The 16,407-nt window shown below is 47.8% G+C and carries 14 protein-coding genes, 1 tRNA gene and 1 pseudogene; 11 read left to right on the forward strand and 5 right to left on the reverse strand.

The window, feature by feature from the left end:
• The 3 genes and pseudogenes from TY09_RS18740 to TY09_RS19015 form a co-directional block, all read right to left on the reverse strand.
• Window positions 1–258, reverse strand: a pseudogene (locus tag TY09_RS18740) (RNA replicase); the annotation flags it as partial.
• 609 nt (window positions 259–867) lie between these two features.
• Window positions 868–1,113, reverse strand: a complete 246-nt coding sequence (locus TY09_RS07125) for a hypothetical protein (RefSeq protein ID WP_042432490.1) — start codon at window positions 1,111–1,113, stop codon at window positions 868–870.
• 37 nt (window positions 1,114–1,150) lie between these two features.
• Entirely contained in the window at window positions 1,151–1,360 is a 210-nt protein-coding gene (locus TY09_RS19015; protein ID WP_042432492.1) for a helix-turn-helix domain-containing protein, read from the reverse strand.
• A gap of 63 nt (window positions 1,361–1,423) precedes the next feature.
• Between TY09_RS19015 and TY09_RS07135 the strand changes: the two genes are divergently transcribed.
• Window positions 1,424–2,023, forward strand: coding sequence for a hypothetical protein (locus TY09_RS07135; RefSeq protein WP_042432495.1), 600 nt, complete (start codon window positions 1,424–1,426; stop codon window positions 2,021–2,023).
• Between the two features lie 413 nt (window positions 2,024–2,436).
• Here the strand turns inward: TY09_RS07135 and TY09_RS07140 are convergent, their stop codons facing one another.
• Window positions 2,437–4,179, reverse strand: coding sequence for a hypothetical protein (locus TY09_RS07140; RefSeq protein ID WP_042432497.1), 1,743 nt, complete (start codon window positions 4,177–4,179; stop codon window positions 2,437–2,439).
• Window positions 4,180–4,248: 69 nt separating this feature from the next.
• Window positions 4,249–4,890, reverse strand: coding sequence for a hypothetical protein (locus tag TY09_RS07145; protein ID WP_042432499.1), 642 nt, complete (start codon window positions 4,888–4,890; stop codon window positions 4,249–4,251).
• Between the two features lie 281 nt (window positions 4,891–5,171).
• Here TY09_RS07145 and TY09_RS07150 point away from each other — a divergent pair, with 281 nt between their 5' ends.
• From TY09_RS07150 to TY09_RS07200, 10 genes are all read left to right on the forward strand, one after another.
• Entirely contained in the window at window positions 5,172–5,987 is an 816-nt protein-coding gene (locus tag TY09_RS07150; protein WP_042432501.1) for a hypothetical protein, read from the forward strand.
• A gap of 17 nt (window positions 5,988–6,004) precedes the next feature.
• Window positions 6,005–6,448 (forward strand): hypothetical protein, encoded by a 444-nt coding sequence (locus TY09_RS07155; RefSeq protein ID WP_042432503.1) that lies wholly within the window; start codon window positions 6,005–6,007, stop codon window positions 6,446–6,448.
• Window positions 6,449–6,997: 549 nt separating this feature from the next.
• Window positions 6,998–7,082 (forward strand) — tRNA-Tyr (locus TY09_RS07160).
• 649 nt (window positions 7,083–7,731) lie between these two features.
• Complete coding sequence (locus TY09_RS07170) at window positions 7,732–8,643, forward strand: MerR family transcriptional regulator (RefSeq protein ID WP_276325293.1); 912 nt, start codon at window positions 7,732–7,734, stop codon at window positions 8,641–8,643.
• A gap of 461 nt (window positions 8,644–9,104) precedes the next feature.
• On the forward strand, window positions 9,105–10,367 hold the full coding sequence (gene hisD, locus TY09_RS07175) for a histidinol dehydrogenase (protein WP_042432508.1): 1,263 nt from the start codon (window positions 9,105–9,107) through the stop codon (window positions 10,365–10,367).
• 33 nt (window positions 10,368–10,400) lie between these two features.
• On the forward strand, window positions 10,401–11,939 hold the full coding sequence (locus TY09_RS07180; RefSeq protein WP_242841451.1) for a sugar ABC transporter ATP-binding protein: 1,539 nt from the start codon (window positions 10,401–10,403) through the stop codon (window positions 11,937–11,939).
• Complete coding sequence (locus tag TY09_RS07185) at window positions 11,936–12,931, forward strand: ABC transporter permease (RefSeq protein WP_042432512.1); 996 nt, start codon at window positions 11,936–11,938, stop codon at window positions 12,929–12,931. The genes TY09_RS07180 and TY09_RS07185 overlap by 4 nt, the downstream gene beginning before the upstream one ends.
• Window positions 12,932–13,004: 73 nt before the next feature.
• Window positions 13,005–14,117 carry a sugar ABC transporter substrate-binding protein gene (locus TY09_RS07190; protein WP_042432515.1) on the forward strand — a complete coding sequence of 371 codons (1,113 nt, stop codon included), beginning with the start codon at window positions 13,005–13,007 and terminating at the stop codon, window positions 14,115–14,117.
• Between the two features lie 69 nt (window positions 14,118–14,186).
• Window positions 14,187–14,966 carry an SDR family NAD(P)-dependent oxidoreductase gene (locus tag TY09_RS07195; RefSeq protein ID WP_042432520.1) on the forward strand — a complete coding sequence of 260 codons (780 nt, stop codon included), beginning with the start codon at window positions 14,187–14,189 and terminating at the stop codon, window positions 14,964–14,966.
• Between the two features lie 14 nt (window positions 14,967–14,980).
• Window positions 14,981–15,976 (forward strand): (R,R)-butanediol dehydrogenase, encoded by a 996-nt coding sequence (locus TY09_RS07200; protein ID WP_042432523.1) that lies wholly within the window; start codon window positions 14,981–14,983, stop codon window positions 15,974–15,976.
• Window positions 15,977–16,407: the final 431 nt, after the last annotated feature.

Genomic DNA, 16,407 nt, shown 5'->3' on the forward strand with positions numbered 1-16,407 from the left:
GGGCATACGATATTGTTTCAAGTATCCGGTGTCTTTGAGTTCTTTCCAAGCGGCATCAAAAGCTTTTGAGCCTTCTTTGCATTTCAACTTGATTTTCCATATTCGTAAGTCAGCACCGGGTATAGTGATAATACTTTGAATCAGCGAGTAAAGCCCTTTGGCCTTCAGGGATAGTTTGTCATCATGTAGAGCAACATTCGATACCTGTGCGAATTTTGTTCTCCGCGGCCGGAACCGGCCCTCATTTTTCTCTATCATCGTTGTATTCCTTTCCTGATTGTATCTGATGCGTTTCTACGGGCTTGCAACCGTCCGGATGATCCGGGCCGCATTAACGGAGCCGGTCAGCTCCGTTGCTCTGCGTCTTTCTTTTCAATTCGACCTATGATGCATAGCTTTTTAATTTCAACGCTACCATACATACTGCCGATTTCTGTGGGACTAAAAAAAGGACGATACTTACTAGATCGTCTTTACTAGAAATACTCTCTGAAATGGAGAAATATCTTATTCTGCTTTTAAATAAGGCAGAAAGCTCTAAGTATGATATTGAAGAAGAGTTGATTCTTTCAATTAATGTAACGAGATTTGATATAAATCGTCGATATTCTAATTTGTCCCAGATTTGAGTGAATTCTACAAAAATAAAGAAATATATAAGTACAGCCATAAACGTGAATTCTGGATACATAGTAGTAAGGATATTAATATAAACTCCTGTCACCACAATCAATATCAAGATAATTGGGTTTATAATTGAACTTAAATGTTTAGTGATTGTCTTTTTCATATTTACATACCCTTTCTTAAACATGGAGCCGATCAGCTCCGCTGCTCTGCGTTATGCTTTAATGAACCTCTCTTACACTATCTATTCATCGCGGCGGCAATACCCACCCCAATAAAAGTGCCAATAATAGTCACCAAAATCGATATACACGGGTCAACCGACGGATAAGAATCTAAAAGGTGTTTAAGCACATTGATTACACCGGTATCTCGCAATGCCTCAAAACAGATGGCAAAAAGAATCAATAAAACAATTACCATTACAAACTTTTTTAAGATCAGCTTTTGACGAACATCTTTATCCATCGAACCACCCTTCTCCATAAATAAGCAGCCCTCCTGAATTCACCACTCAGGAGGGCTATCTTTCATCTAACATATCTTGGTACAGCTCGTCCAGCGGGATGCCGAGTACCTTTGCGATGTCACAGACCGTCCGAAAGCTGGGGTTTTGGTTGTCTCCATTTTCAATTCCGTGAATTGTGGAAACTGCATGACCTGAGCGCCGGGCCAGCTCAGATTGTGACAGGCCCTTCTTTTGCCGCTCTTGGCGTATTTTGTCGGATAACATATTAACTTTCCTTTCGGTATATGGTAAAATGAATTAATTCATAATGATGGGAATAAGAAATTGATGTCTGATTACAAAAGAGAGCATAAAAATAATGTGAAATTTTGTATTGAAAAGGTTGCCGTATCTCTCTTAAGAGATGCCGCATTTTGTGCGGTAGTTATAGCCATAGGTAATTCCCTTTTTGATAATGAAATTATTACAGCATTACATGAACCAAATGTTCAAAGGGTTCTTATAGCGATCTCTACGATCGTAGTATTGTATGAAATTAAATATGGGCGCAAACTTTGTTTTGCTCTTGATAATATGGATGTTCTAAGAGAATTGGAATATTCCGCAAATGAGAAAAGTTTATTAACTTGTGCTAGATTGATAAGGAATTTCGAAAAGCAAGTGGAGATATATAAACAGAAAATCGATATAATGAAGTCATTATCACCGATCCCGCTCACGGTTCTTATTATTGGATTTCTTATAGATAAGAATAAATCCACCGATTTGCTTTGGAATTACTACACTATTCTATTAATTGTGGTTTGTCTGTTCTATGCGATTGAATTGTATCGCTCATTTGACAAATATAAAACTAGTCAATTCCAACTCAATGATGTTCAAAATTGCAGAGATGAAATTAATTTTCAACTTGAAGGTAAGAAATGACGCCTATCCAATACTTGACGAAACACATGGTTACCATTATTCGTTTATAACGAAATTTGTTATAGCTAAAATCCCTAACATCACACAACATGTCAATTTCCAATTCTTTTTGGTGAACGGCGTACGCTTGACACATTTGATAAAGACGACTCTTTAAATCATCAATTGCATATGCAGGTGAATTTTTACATAATCGTTCAAATTCGTTTAAGAGATCTGTTGCTAAATCGTATTTAATTTGATACTTATAAGAAAGAAACCGTCGTATTTTACAGTTGGATTTCATGTCCGAAATCAGCAGAGATTTGAGTTGAGAATTTTTTTGATCTATCATTGTTGATTATTCACCTGCTCAACAGCTCCTTTTTACAAGAAATGCAGGCCGTTGTTTGGCCTGCGTTTCCTCTCTATATTCACTCCACCAGCTGTGGACCAACATGCCAATCATCATAAACATTGCCCTTGATGGTTACATAGTCACTTAGATTAGCCACAAGCATTCCGGCGGGAGTCCAGGCATCAAAAGCATAGACAGAAACTTCATACTTTCCATCTGGATACCAGAGCGGTGTAAAATGCACCCTGCGGTTATAGGTGGAGTATTTGTTGGCCTTGAATTGCAGAGTTGAGGGGTTACCGGATCGCGTCAGATCGAGTAGCCGCCAGTAGCTTTTGTACTGCCATTCAGGAAAATAGGCAACAGCGGTCTGCAGGCCGGTAATGTGTGAATTAGGAGCAGAGCCGTCCACGTCGCCAGTGACTGATACTTTTACACCATATCCAGAACGCATGGTTTTGCCGTTGGCTGTCGGAGCTTTGTCATCCGGCAGCAGGCTCATGTTGGCGGTCAGGGAAGCCGCGTAACGGTTAAACGTCCAATCCCACCAGCCTTCATCCACCCATTTTCCTTTATCCACCCATTCGCCTGTGCCATCCTCATGTGTGCGCCATACCCAATGTTCGTGCCAAACCAGGTATTCATGCCAACGCGCGCTCCAAACACCCCACGATCGGGAAAGATATTCTGGCTTGTCCGGTAACGCCGCCGCCGAAAAGCTATCATTACGATCTCTGGCAGTTGGATTCGGTGGTTCATGGGTATCCAGGTTCTCGACCTTGGCTGCGATGCTGGTAACACTCAAACTGCCTTTATTGGAGCTTACGGAAATATTGACCGTCTGTGGGGTAGAGGGGGTATGCCACTTTACCCATACCAGCTGGCTTTCATCTTCGGGGATTACTATGTTGGTCACATTGTAGGTGCTGCCGCCAACGCGGAATGTGACCTTTGCTGGACTATCCGGATCGATTTCTGAACTGGTATTTAGCTCAACCGATGTAACGACATCCGTGTCAACACGGTAAGTATAATTGGCTGTGATCACAGGATCGTCCGGCTCTTCGCCAGCATCCTCACGAAACTTGACAACACCAAGCCCAAGGGAAGAAATAATCGTGCTGTTGGATTGGGCCGATGTGCGGCTCCCGGTATATGCAGGGTACCCAAGATCAGCTTTTTCGAGAAACATCGCCAGCGGGAGGTTTTTATGCGACAGGTCTTTCATTTTTGCTCGCAGACCTCCGCTGAGCTTTTGATCATATAAGGCAGCTTCGTTTGCCGTCATGGCGTAGCGCTGGCCGCCGAAAGTAATATAGGCGATAGGCTCAATGAGCAGCTTGTAATTGCCGTTGGTAATGGTCTCATATGACGCACCGACGATTTGGGAAATTTGTTTTATTGTTTCAGAAGAACAGAAATATGATCGAATCGCATCAATATTTGCATTTCCGTTGTCCTCAATAATTGTCGGAAGTCCTTTACTTGGAACTGTGTAAATGTATTTTGATGTACTAATAGCAAGTGTAGCTCCACTCTTGTAATGTAGCTTACTCTTCTTGCCAAAATGGAAATATATACTGCTTTCGTCTTTGTTTGTCAAATCAATGGGGGTAGTGACCGGTTTATTATCGCTGGCCCGAATGACCGTAACGCGACAACCGTCTTGACCGGGATTCCAAAAATTCTTTCCGGCTTCTCCATCTCCCATGCCACCGCCACCATTATCTACATTTCCCTCGCCTTCTGCAAAAACAAAGGTAGGAAAAGCAGAGAAAAGAAGGAACAGGCACATTAGAGCTGATATAATTCGTTTCATACTTCCTCCTTGCAAAAATGAAAGAGCATGACTTTTCAGTCATGCTCTTTCATTATAACGATATTAAATTTATTCCATGATCCCTACTTGATCGCCACCGCCCCAATCACCGCTGACTACAGTACCTTCACCGCCGCCGCCTTCGTCCTTAGTCCAACCGAAGCCATCGGCCCAAATCATTCCATCTTTTTTAGTACCATTAGCTGGTTTACTCGAGGAAGACTTACTGGAACTGGAGCTTGATTTACTGGAACTATTCGAGCCGCTTTTGCTGCTGCTGGAAGAACTGCTGTTTGAAGTCTTTTTGCCGTTATCAATCACAGGCGTTTCTTTGTAACTCGGTTTTTTGCTCGGATCGGTCAGCGCCGGATTCGTGGCCTTGGTATATCCGCTGCTTGTTTCGCTTCCGGCTCCATCAATGACTGGGGCCGAGGGAGCAGAAGAGAATTTAGGAGCTATGCTAGTTAGTTCCGATGTGGTCGTGTTCTTATCGGTGTTACTGGTTTCACCTGAACCGGCACCGGCAGAAGTAGTTCCGCCGATTGTACCTGTAGAATTGATTTCTCCAATAGTCAAAGAGACATCAGACGATGCTGTGCTCTCAGTCGGTGTGAGGGGATCATCTTTTCCTCCTGCCTGTACCGCAAATGCTGTAGCCACACACAGAAAAACCGCGACGGCCGCAATAGCAATCATGTATTTCTTTTTCATAAGTTCATCCTCCATTCGTTAATTTGAGTGTATTCTGGTTGGTAGTATTTGTCAAGAAAATTCCCCTTTGTAAAAAGGTTCCGCAAAGCTTAGCAATATATGCAAGGCCTATGTCTTTCGACCGTTACAATTCATGGCCGAAAAAACCAATATATCGATTGATTATTATAAATTATTAGCATATATGTAACCATTTTTTTCCTTTTATTACATATTTAAGCAATTTAAATTTGTATAATTAAAGTTAGATTAGAAATACAAAGAAAGAGGTGCAACAAAAAATGAAAAAAATTTTATCGGTTCTGTTAGCTAGTGCAATGGTTTTTTCAGCAATGTCAACTAATGTATTTGCTCAAGAAGTACATAAGAATACTGATAAAGAAAATATAATTCTTTATCAAGATTTTGCTGAGAAAACAAAAGAGAATTTTAAAAATGGATCTTCTGTTATAGGTCAAAGTAATGGGACTTCGGTATTCAAATTTCCATCGGACTCTGGCTCTAAATTAAATTCTACTAATGATGTTATTGTTCCTGGAATAGTAGAGTTGAATTGGACAGCAACTGATGACAGCAAGTTCAATTTAAAGATTTACAATAAGACAGTTAAACACCTTATTAGCTTTGACGCAACCATAAGTACAGGTAATACCACAGAAAAGTTAAGACTTACCAATTTAGCACCAGGATTAAATAATTGGTCTGTTTATGTTCCAATGCTTACATTTAAAGAGACCATCCGAATATATTATGGAGTAACAAATGCTGATGGCGTATCATATACTGGTGGGAATTCTACGGGACTAAGACAAATACCTAATCAATTGGCTGCTTTATGGCATAATGGGACTTTCGCTAGTGTTGAAATGTCTTTAAATTATCATTTTGGTAGGCATGGTTCTGAGCTTGGAAGTAAAGATATGCTCAATTATATTCGAAGTGCAGATACTTATAGAAAAAATTTAAAAGGGGCACGTACTATTAAGCAGAATGAACCGACTCCAGGATATCGCTATATTAAAAATGGAAAATATATTGATATTGCCGGAGATTCAACAAAAGGAAAAATATTAAGCTATGGAAAATCATCATCGTAGAGAGGAATATTTATAGTATGGCTCAGCATGAATTTGTTTTAATTAATACGGTATATCCGGAAATTTTTGATACAGGCGAATTTTATCTCGATTTGCTAAATAAAAAGGAAAAAAAAGATATTTATATCATTAAAGAAGTAGTGAGTATGGATATGGATATAATGTTCTATCTTTATGATTTTTTTAAATGGATTCCAATTCGGGATTGTTCAGTTAGAACTAACAAAAGCATTGATCCAAATGGTACTTGTGTTTTTGATGTGAAGTCCCATCCTGTTTTTGAGGCTATTGTTTCAGGCTTATCTACCATTTTTTCGGTTGCCCCGGAACAGATTACCTTGTATAGAGATATTGAAATGAAATATTCTAAGGCGTATCTCTCGAATCTCTTTTCTGAGTTGAAAACAGTAGTTTCCGCTTTGCAGAAGGAACATCACTACTTGGTTCATTTGGGGGTTTAAACAGGAAGAATCGCTTTGTATGCTCGTTTTATTCCAGAAAAGGCTCTGTGAGAATATCACAGAGCCTTTTTTTAACCAAAATGAAACAAAGAAAAGGTGGTTTAGAAGGAAAATCAAGTGAGTGACTATATTAAAATTTTAGCTAATGTTCTGAAGGAGAATATTAGCTAAAATGCACAAAACATTTCCCTTACAGATATGATTCCTGTCCGGCTGGAATCCTAGCCATTTAGATAAATTGCTCAGTTGATCAAGATGAACAACTAAGGAATTTCGACATTCAACAACCTCAATTCTCTACGATCTGGCGCTCCTGGAATGGAAGTAGAAATTACGGGGGAACTCCGTTTAACATACTGATCAATAGAAGGGTTTTCAGCCAATACAAGTTTTTTAGATTTGATACTCAATACACCTCATTCTTTTTTGTTAATAGACCGAAATAATTTGTAATCAGCAGGTCGGGGGTTCGAATCCGTCCACCAGCTCCACGCTTTGGCGTTCGGCTGAACGGGACGAGCACCGGACTGTTTGAGATAAAGTAAATATGGAGGAGTTCCCGAGTGGCCAAAGGGGGCAGACTGTAAATCTGTTACGTAATGTTTCGGTGGTTCGAATCCACCCTCCTCCACCAAAGTGAAAGCCTGCATGGTTCCCAGAGCCGTGCGGGTTTTGTTTTATGCTGAAATACTCTCAAACAGAACGGGAAAACATAGAGCGCCACGGAAACGACCCGCCTGTTTCAGTGGCTCCCCAGATTGACGGAGCGGCTTTCCGATCACGGATTTTTTTGCGCGGAACCATCAGCTGATCGTTTTATGATGAAAATGCCAGCCGTATTTTTCACTCTCTGTTGCGCCATCCGGGTATGCGCGCGTGCATTGATTTCAATTGTGGTAAAAACTCTTTTAACAGAGTGTGCTCTTCCACCGTTTTAACCGTTTCCGCACTGCGTTTCGTCCGAAGAAAACCCCCGGAGGCGTCCCGCTTTTTCCCATATCCCTTCGGGGAATCAAATCGGTTGGGGGCATGGCGGCAGGCTCCTGAAATCACCCTTGCGGCGGAGTCCTCCATCGAGCGCATGACCGTTTTCAGGTCTGTCTGATTTTTCGGCAGAGTACTGTAAAAGACATGGTGAAAACGGTACAATTTGAATTTCTTTCCCGCAGCCGTAACGTTCCTTCGCGCCGCCGGCGCCGGAATACCTCCAAGCGGATAAATTCGTAATTATCATAAATATCTTTGACATAGCGCATAAAATTCGATATAGTTACGGAAAAGACTTGTTTGCGTGGGGAGGCGGTCGTATCAAAAGCTACAGTACCAATGAAGTCTGTCAGATGTGCAACGTGAGCAGAAAGCAACTGCGTTATTATGAGGAGCATGGGCTGCTCAGCCCCGTTCCCAGAAACGACGCGAACAATTACCGCTACTATACCCAGCAGCACCTGTGCGCGATTGTAGCGGCCAAAGCACTGCGAAATATAGATATGTCGCTGGCTGAAATGAAGGACATCATCTATGGCCGAAATGTTGAGGCGATCCAGAGGTCGATTCGAAAGCAAATGACTGCTTCCCGCGAGGCCTTGGAGGAAAGCATGATCCGTTACGAACAGAGCACGCTGGAATATACCAAGCTGATGGAGGCCATTTCCGCTTTAAAAATTCACGACTTGAAGGCGGAAACGGATCATCATTATGAAGTGGTGGACCGCTCGGCCCAAAGCGTGATTTCGCTGCGGTATCGCACCGATTTTGAAGACGCGGATGGCTTGGACATGGATTACCTCCCTCTGATCCAGACCAAAGCGCAATCCGTCAATGCCGCGTCTCTCAGCATCAGCGCGCTGATGTATATTACCTACGACCATTTTGACAGTGATTCCTGTTCGTTCAACAACCAGGTTCATGACTTTAAAATTGCTGTTCCGGTTGCCGATGTAGGCCCGCATATCCAGCATTGCGATCATATCCCGGCGTTTCAGGGGGTATCGGCCATCCACATCGGTTCTCCCAAAAATGAACGGCTCTACCAGACCTACATGGATTTGCTAAAATGGGCGAAAACGCAGGGATACCGTCTGGAGAACTGGTCGGTGGAAGAGTGGCTGATCAGCCCGATGATTACCAACAACTCCGACCTCTGGATGATTCGGGTAATGATCCCATTCCGGGGCACACGGATCCAGGCTTGACTTGCAGGTCGGTCTTTCTCTCTGGATTTTCTTTTTATCCGGCGGTTTCTCAAAGGGAAACATGCCCCGTGGGGGCATGTTTTGAATTGTATTCCTGCATAATTTAGCATTTCTGCGGTGAAATTTAAGGTTTTTCTGTAAAATATGAAATAATTTTAATTTTAAAATTCAAATTATTTTGATACTTGACTTATCCCCGAGGGATACCTGTAAGATAAATCTCAAGGTCGCAGACCAGAAATAACAGCGTACGGCGGAACAGTTTCAAAACGAATCACAATAATGAAACTCCGTTCCGCCAAGAGCTGCCGCCGACGAAGCCGGTGGGAATACACGTAAGACAAAGGAGTCGCTTTTCTGTACAGTTGTTGTGCAGAAAAAGTGACTCCTTTGTTTTATCCGAAAGAGCACAGAAAAGTCGGACCGAATTAAATTGAAGAGAAGACAGGAGTGGACTTGACATGCAAGCGATCAAACAAGCGGAGAAGAAAACTTACCAGCGTGATCACCAACTGACAGAGACGGTGCTGGAGATCATCGATTCCGTGCGGAGCCGCGGTGACGCCGCTCTTCTGGAACTGGCCCAAAAGTTCGATCACACGGATTTGAAATGTGTGAAGGTGGACCGCCCGACGATTGAAAAGGCCTACACGCTGGTGGATCAGGAAACCGTGAAGCACATTACCTTTGCGGCCGACCAGATCCGCTGGTTTGCCCAGCAGCAGCTGCAGTGCATGCAGCCGCTGAACGTTCCAAGTCTCATAGCGGGTGTGGAGCTGGGGCATCGTCTGGTGCCGATAGAAAACTGCGGCTGCTATATTCCCAGCGGACGCTACCCTCTGCCATCCTCCGCGCTGATGAGCGTCGTTGTCGCGAAGGTAGCCGGGGTAAAGCATGTGGCGGCCTGTTCCCCCGCCTTTCATGGCTGCGGAACGATTCACCCCGCCGTGCTGGTGGCGATGGACATTGCCGGCGCCGATGACATTTACTGCATGGGCGGCGCGCAGGCCATTGCGGCTTACGCCTATGGCACGGAGACAGTCCGGAAGGTCGATTTGATCGTCGGGCCGGGAAACAAGTTTGTCACCGAGGCCAAGCGCCAGGTGCTTGGCGATGTGGGAATCGACAGTCTGGCCGGCCCCAGCGAGGTGCTGATTCTTGCGGATGAGACCGCCAACCCCACTTTTGTGGCCATTGATCTACTGGGTCAGGCGGAACATGACCCCAATGCCAAGCCTATTCTGGTCTGCACCGATGCGGGTGTCATTGAACGGTCCATGGCGGAACTGAACCGCCTGCTGGCGGCCCTGCCGACCCGGGACGTGGCCACCATATCCTGGGAGGACAACGGGGAGGTTTACCTGGCCGACAGCATGGAGGAAGCCATCGCGCTGGCCAACCAGGTGGCGCCGGAGCACTTGGAGGTACAGACAAAGGAAGAACGGCAGGTAGCCGCCCAGCTGTACAATTACGGTTCGTTGTTTGTAGGTCATTATGCGCCGGTGGCCTTCGGGGATTTTGTCTCCGGAACCAATCACATTTTGCCTACCATGTCGACTGCCCGCTATTCCAATGGACTGTGTGTTAAAACCTTTATTAAGACGCCCTTCCATCAGTATGTCAGTCAAGAGGGCTGCAGGAACCTCTCCGAGTCCTGCATGCATTTCGCACAGGTGGAGGGACTTTACGCTCATAGAGATTCCGTCCGTCTGCGTGTGGAGTAAATCGTACAGGCGGATCGGAAACAGAAGGGAGGAATGATTGTGGCAGAGGAGCAGACGGCTTTGGAATTGCGGCACGTTACAAAGCTGTACGCCGGAACTGTGGCGCTGGAGGACGTGAGTCTTACCATCCGGCGCGGAGAGGTTCACGGGCTTATCGGCAAGAACGGAGCCGGAAAATCTACACTGGTCGGTATCATCTCCGGGCTGGTTGCCCCCAGCAGCGGGGAAATTTGGATCAACGGGCAGAAATATACTTCCTTGTCTCCTATCACGGCCAAGCATCAGCGCATCTCGATCATTACGCAGGAGCCGCAGGTAATAGAAGAAAGCACCGTAATGGAAAACTTTTTTATGCCCGGTTATCTGGATAACAAAAAGGTCATCGACTGGAGCGAGATGCGGCGCAGGGCGGCCGAGATTTTGGATCAGGCGGGCTTTCCCATAGACGTATCCGTAAAGATGCGGAATTTGTCCATCAGTGAGCGCCAGCTGCTGCTGGTCATCAAGGCATGCTTTGTGGAAGACGCGGAAATCGTTATTATGGATGAGGTGTCCGCCTCTCTCAGCCAAAAGGATCAGGCGATTCTTTACCGCATTATCGACGACCTGATTTCGGCCGGGAAAACGGTTGTTTTTATCTCCCACCATACGGAAGAGCTCCTGCGTGTCTGCGACTGGGTAACGGTGATCCGGGACGGACACAATGTGGGCAGCGTCATGCGGGGGGATCTGGACAAAAAGAAGCTGGCCTCGCTGATTGTTGGCAGCACCAATTATGATGAACAGATCATGGAAGACATGTCCGCCATGATTCAGGAGGAAGAGGCGTTTGCACTGAAGAATTTTACCAGCTACGGAAAATTCCGGAATATCAGTATGTCCGTCCGAAAGGGCGAGATCGTGGGCCTTGCGGGCTTACGGGGCAGCGGGCGGACAGAACTGATGAAAAGCGTGGTCGGGATCGACACGTATGACGGGGGAACGGTCTGGGTCGCGGGAAGTCAAAAACATTACCGCTCTCCGGCGGCAGCCCGTGACGACGGTGTGCTTTACCTGACGGAGGAACGGGAGGCGGAGGGACTGATCCCCATCGCCTCCATTCAAAAAAACCTGACCATCAGCATATTGCCTAGGATAAGCCGATGGGGCGTGCTCCAGACCAAAAAGGAAGAACAGCTGGCAGACAATTTGATCCGCACACTGGATGTCAAGGCTTTTTCCAGAAAGCAGAATATCGGTCAGCTCAGCGGCGGAAATAAACAAAAGGTGCTGGTGGGTAAGATTATGGCTTATACTCCTCTGGTCTGCCTGCTGGATGAACCTACCCGCGGCGTAGACATCGAGGCCAAGGAATCAATCCTGAACACCATTCACCGTGAGCTTCGCAAGCAATCCTGCGTCATCATTACGTCCCCCGGAGTGGAGGATCTGATCAAAATTTGCGACCGCATTCTGGTTCTGTATGAGGGCGAGATCATCGATCGGTTCTCTCGGGAAGAGTTTTCCGAGAAACAGATTTACAGGGCAATGCAGGGCGAGGTTATTCATATTGACGAGGTGAAAAAATCATGAGACTCAGAACAAAAATACAGCTGGCCTTGCTGGATAATCTGGTTTGGGTTCTGCTTGCGGTGTTTTTTATTGCCAACGCCTTCTTTACCCCCGCGTTTCTCGGTATGAAGAACCAGTTGAATATTCTTTATCAGTCCGCGACGCTCGGCCTGCTGGTGCTGGGTATGGGCATTGTGATGATGGTGGGAGAGCTGGATCTGTCAATGGAGGCCACACTGGCCTTTGCGCCCGGTGTCACGATATTGGTGGCTCAGCAGCTGGGCCTGGGTCCCGCGGTGTGTATTTTTATGACGCTGGCGCTAGGCGTGGCGGTCGGCTTTTTCAACGGCTTTTTCGTAGCCAAGATGAAAACCAATTCTTTCCTGCTGACCATGTCCAGCCAGATTGTCATGCGGGGGCTGGTGCTTTTCCTGGTGCCTTTTTCCCTGGCCGGGCTTGACAAGGGCTATACTTTCCTGGGGCGTGGGCGTATCGGGTCGCTCCAAATCGCCATTCTGGCGCTAATCGTAATCTATATTATTTTCGAGTTTGTTTTTCATAAAACCGTCTTCGGGCGCAAATTCGCGCTGACCGGCGGCAACCGCCGCGCCGCTTACATTTCCGGTATCAATACCGACCGGGTTATCATCTGTGCTTTCGTGCTGGCGGGCCTGCTTTCTGCCGTGGCCGGGCTGGTCACCGCCGGACGGCAGAACGCCGTTTCCAACAGTATGGGTGAGGGTATGGTCATGATGGCCTTTGCCGGCGCCATTCTGGGCGGCTGCAGCTTCAACGGCGGCATGGGGAAGCCTGTGGGAATGCTGGGCGGCACACTGCTTTTGGGTATGATCGACAACGCGCTGAATCTCAACGGGGTAGATGTCAATCTGGTCAGCGCAACAAAAGGCGGACTGATCTTTCTGGCAATTATTCTGGATCGGCTGCGCTTTAAAATGAGCGCCGATATCATGCACAAAGAAAATATGCGAAAGCTGGTGCAAAGCAATTCCTGACCCGGTCATTCGGGCGATCTTACCGCCTTGATTTTGTAATACGAACGATATCTGTGAATGGAGGAAGAACAACATGACAAAAAAGATGCTCACGATTTTGCTCGCCTTATCCATGCTGCTCTCTGTACTGACCGGCTGCGGCTCCGGGGGAGCTGGTTCCGGGAGCACTGCGTCCGGCCAGAGTGCTGCCGGTTCCGGCGGTTTGACAGACAAAAAAACCATCGGCATGGTGGTGAAAAATACCTCTACTGAATATATTCAGGCATTTATGATCGGCGCACAGGAGGCCTGCGATAAGTATGGCATCGAGTTGAAAATCGTGGACGGCAAGGCCGACAGCCTGAAGATCATGGACGCCATCGACACTTTCATCGTGCAGGGCATCGACGGCTTTATTCTGGCCGGGGCGGAAGACCTGGTCACGCTGGTTCCCGGGATTGAAAAGCTGAACGAGGAAGGAATCCCGGTCTTTGCTGTCGACACCTGCCCTGAGGGCGGCCACGTGGACATGTTCATTACCAACGATATCGTGGATTCCTCCCGCAAGGCTGCGGCACAGATGGTGCAGGGTATCAAGGACGCCAACGGCGGTGAGATCCCCAAGGGCGTCATCATCGAAATCACGGGTTCCCTGGTGGACATGTACACCACTGAATGTCACGAAGGCTTCTCCTCTGTGATGGAGCAGTATCCCCAGCTGACGGTGGTGCAGGGCGAGGGCCATTGGAACAATGACGATTCTCACAGTCGCACCAGTGATCTTCTGACCCGTTATGGCGACGATGTGCTGGGTATTTACGTCCATACTCCCGATATTATGGGATCCGGTGTTGTGGCTGCCGTGGAGGCCGCCGGCCTTGACCCCGCTGATTATTTCATCTCCGGCATCTGTATTGGGGTGGAAGGGATGCATCTGCTCAACGAGGGCAAACTGTATGCCGTTGTGGAACAGCCTGCCCTGGATATGACCACCATGGCTGTGGAATATATGAACAAAATGTTTAACGGCGAGGAGATTCCAAAGGTGGGCGATACAATCACGAAGGAGGGCGCACTGTGGTCCCCCGCGAAGGTGATTAATAACGAGTTCGCGGACAGCGGCGCCACCATGATTCTTCAGTCGCCTCTGGTTCCTCAGGAATGCCAGCCCTCCGACGAGCGGCTTTATGAAAACCGCATCGGCTAAACAGTCGGCAGGCAGGGCGGGCGGAAATTCCTGCCCGCCCTGCCCAACGATTCAGAAAGGAGATTCCCTATGCAGAAATTCGGCATTGCGGAAAAAAACATTTTTGACGTCAGCGGAAAGGTCGTTATTGTCACCGGCGCGGGAACCGGACTCGGCGAAAGCTATGCGCAGGCATTTGGAGAGATGGGAGCAACCGTTGTCTGTGCCGGCCGAACCCAGAGCACTCTGGAACGGGTAGCCGCAGCCATCCGTAAAAACGGGGGCGAGGCTATTGGACTGCGTGTGGATGTCACCGACCCTGATGCCATCCGACATTTTATGAAACAAGTTCAAGCCCAGGCCGGCGGCGTGGATGTGCTGGTGAACAACGCCGGCGCGGAAATCGTGGAGGATTTTCTCTCCGTCACCCCCGAGCATTTTGACGCCATTATCGGCGTTAATTTGAAGGGCGCTTATTTCATGGCCCAGGCAGCGGCCGAAGCCATGAAGGAAAAGGGAGGGAAAATGATCAATATCGGCTCTCTGGGAAGCTACATCGGCCTGGCAGAATCGAGCGTCTACTGTTCCAGTAAGGGGGCCATTGTTCAGCTGACCAAGACCATGGCCATTGAGCTGGCAAAATACAACATTCAGGTCAACGCTATCGCGCCCGGCTATTTCGTCACACCCATGACCCAGCAGTTCTACGACGATCCGGATCACCGCGCCTGGATCGAAAGCCGCATTCCCGCCGGCCGCTGGGGAACGGGGAAGGACCTGGCCGGCCCCGCACTGTTTTTAGCCTCCTCCGCCAGCGATTATGTCACCGGACAGGTTGTCATCGTAGACGGCGGCTGGCTGGCCGGTTAGGAGGGAGGCAGGAGATGAAAGCGGTAAAATTTTATGGCGTCGGGGACGTGCGCACCGTCGATACCGAGGCGGCCACTCCCCGGAACAACCAAGCGCTGATCCGGGTCTTGTACGGCGGTATCTGCGGCTCTGATTTGCACATCTACCGAAAAGGGATGTTTGTGGAGCGGCTGGAGGAAACCATGGGGCATGAATTCGTGGGCCGGGTCTGCTCCGCGCCGGCGGAAAGCGGGCTGAACGAGGGAGATCTGGTGGTCGGCGATCCCCGGGTGCCCTGCGGTCACTGCCCGGCGTGTTTGGAGGGCGACAGCCACCGCTGTGCTTCTCTGGGCTTTATTGGAGAGGTAAGGCCCGGGTGCTTTGCCGAGTATTTGGCTCTGGAGCCGGAAAAGCTGATCGTGCTTCCCAAAGATACCGACTTGAAACAGGCGGCGCTGTGTGAACCGCTGGCTGTGGCGGTTCACGCCTGCAAGGGAATTATGAGGGCCGATCCTAAGCGTGTGCTGGTGGTAGGGGCAGGGCCTATCGGCCTGTTGATCGCCTGCCTGCTGAAAACGCGGTATCAGGTGGCGCAAGTGACCGTGGCTGATTTGGATGAGTTCCGCCGAAGTAAGGCAGAGCAAGCCGGCGCGGACCGGACGGTATCCGACGGATTCAAAGCAGGAGGAACGTTTGACTGCGCAGTGGATGCGGTCGGCGTTCAAGGAGCGCTGGAAGGTGCCATGCAGGTTACTCGTCCGGGTGGCTCCATCTTTATCTCCGCAATTTACGAAACATTACCTGTAGTAGACGTCAATTATCTGGTATCCAACGAGCAGAAGCTCTGCGGAAACAACGCCTATCCCTTTTCCGATCTGCAGGAGGCCGCCCGGCTGATCGGCGGGAAAACGCTGACTTTGGATTGGCTGGTGACTCGTGTGCTGCCCGCAGATCAGGCGGATCAGGCATTCCGTTTGTTGACGGCTGCGGCAAAGACGGATTTAAAAATCTTACTGGATTTTCAAATTTAATTTGCACATCTGCTCCATCGATTTATTATACTTAAAATTTGCCGTGCTGCCCTGAGCATACCCGAACAGAAGGGGTCAAGTTGGATACGGCTGCTGGAAAAGCTGATTTCCCAGCAACGGTGCCTCTTTCGGAGAATGCGCTGCCCCGATAGCATAATCGATTGCAATAACAGGATGTAAAGCGTTTTCGAATATTATGATAAAGGAGCAGCACGGTATCGACCCTCTGTGCTGCTCCTTTTGCGTTATGACCAAAATCGAAAGTGCTTCCGCTTTCGAAAATCAACCTACATTCAGTTTTATGAAGCAGGTTGATCTGTTGACGAAGAAAATCGTATTCTGTTGTGGCATATCGTCGCAGGGGAAAGCTGACATCTGTGTGCCCCATCAAAGAAGATATGCTCTGTAATCTACACCATTTTCGACTGGCC

Source organism: Faecalispora jeddahensis, from assembly GCF_000577335.1.
In the GTDB taxonomy this organism is placed as follows: domain Bacteria; phylum Bacillota; class Clostridia; order Oscillospirales; family Acutalibacteraceae; genus Faecalispora; species Faecalispora jeddahensis.

Excerpts from the sequence above, each read along its gene's own strand:
- TY09_RS07155 (WP_042432503.1), top strand. The coding sequence starts at position 6,005 with ATGGCTCAGCATGAATTTGTTTTAATTAATACGGTATATCCGGAAATT.
- hisD (WP_042432508.1), top strand. The coding sequence starts at position 9,105 with ATGCAAGCGATCAAACAAGCGGAGAAGAAAACTTACCAGCGTGATCAC.
- TY09_RS07125 (WP_042432490.1), bottom strand. The coding sequence starts at position 1,113 with ATGGAGAAGGGTGGTTCGATGGATAAAGATGTTCGTCAAAAGCTGATC.
- TY09_RS07195 (WP_042432520.1), top strand. The coding sequence starts at position 14,187 with ATGCAGAAATTCGGCATTGCGGAAAAAAACATTTTTGACGTCAGCGGA.
- TY09_RS07135 (WP_042432495.1), top strand. The coding sequence starts at position 1,424 with ATGTCTGATTACAAAAGAGAGCATAAAAATAATGTGAAATTTTGTATT.
- TY09_RS07180 (WP_242841451.1), top strand. The coding sequence starts at position 10,401 with ATGATTGTGGCAGAGGAGCAGACGGCTTTGGAATTGCGGCACGTTACA.
- TY09_RS19015 (WP_042432492.1), bottom strand. The coding sequence starts at position 1,360 with ATGTTATCCGACAAAATACGCCAAGAGCGGCAAAAGAAGGGCCTGTCA.
- TY09_RS07140 (WP_042432497.1), bottom strand. The coding sequence starts at position 4,179 with ATGAAACGAATTATATCAGCTCTAATGTGCCTGTTCCTTCTTTTCTCT.
- TY09_RS07150 (WP_042432501.1), top strand. The coding sequence starts at position 5,172 with ATGAAAAAAATTTTATCGGTTCTGTTAGCTAGTGCAATGGTTTTTTCA.
- TY09_RS07190 (WP_042432515.1), top strand. The coding sequence starts at position 13,005 with ATGACAAAAAAGATGCTCACGATTTTGCTCGCCTTATCCATGCTGCTC.
- TY09_RS07200 (WP_042432523.1), top strand. The coding sequence starts at position 14,981 with ATGAAAGCGGTAAAATTTTATGGCGTCGGGGACGTGCGCACCGTCGAT.
- TY09_RS07145 (WP_042432499.1), bottom strand. The coding sequence starts at position 4,890 with ATGAAAAAGAAATACATGATTGCTATTGCGGCCGTCGCGGTTTTTCTG.
- TY09_RS07185 (WP_042432512.1), top strand. The coding sequence starts at position 11,936 with ATGAGACTCAGAACAAAAATACAGCTGGCCTTGCTGGATAATCTGGTT.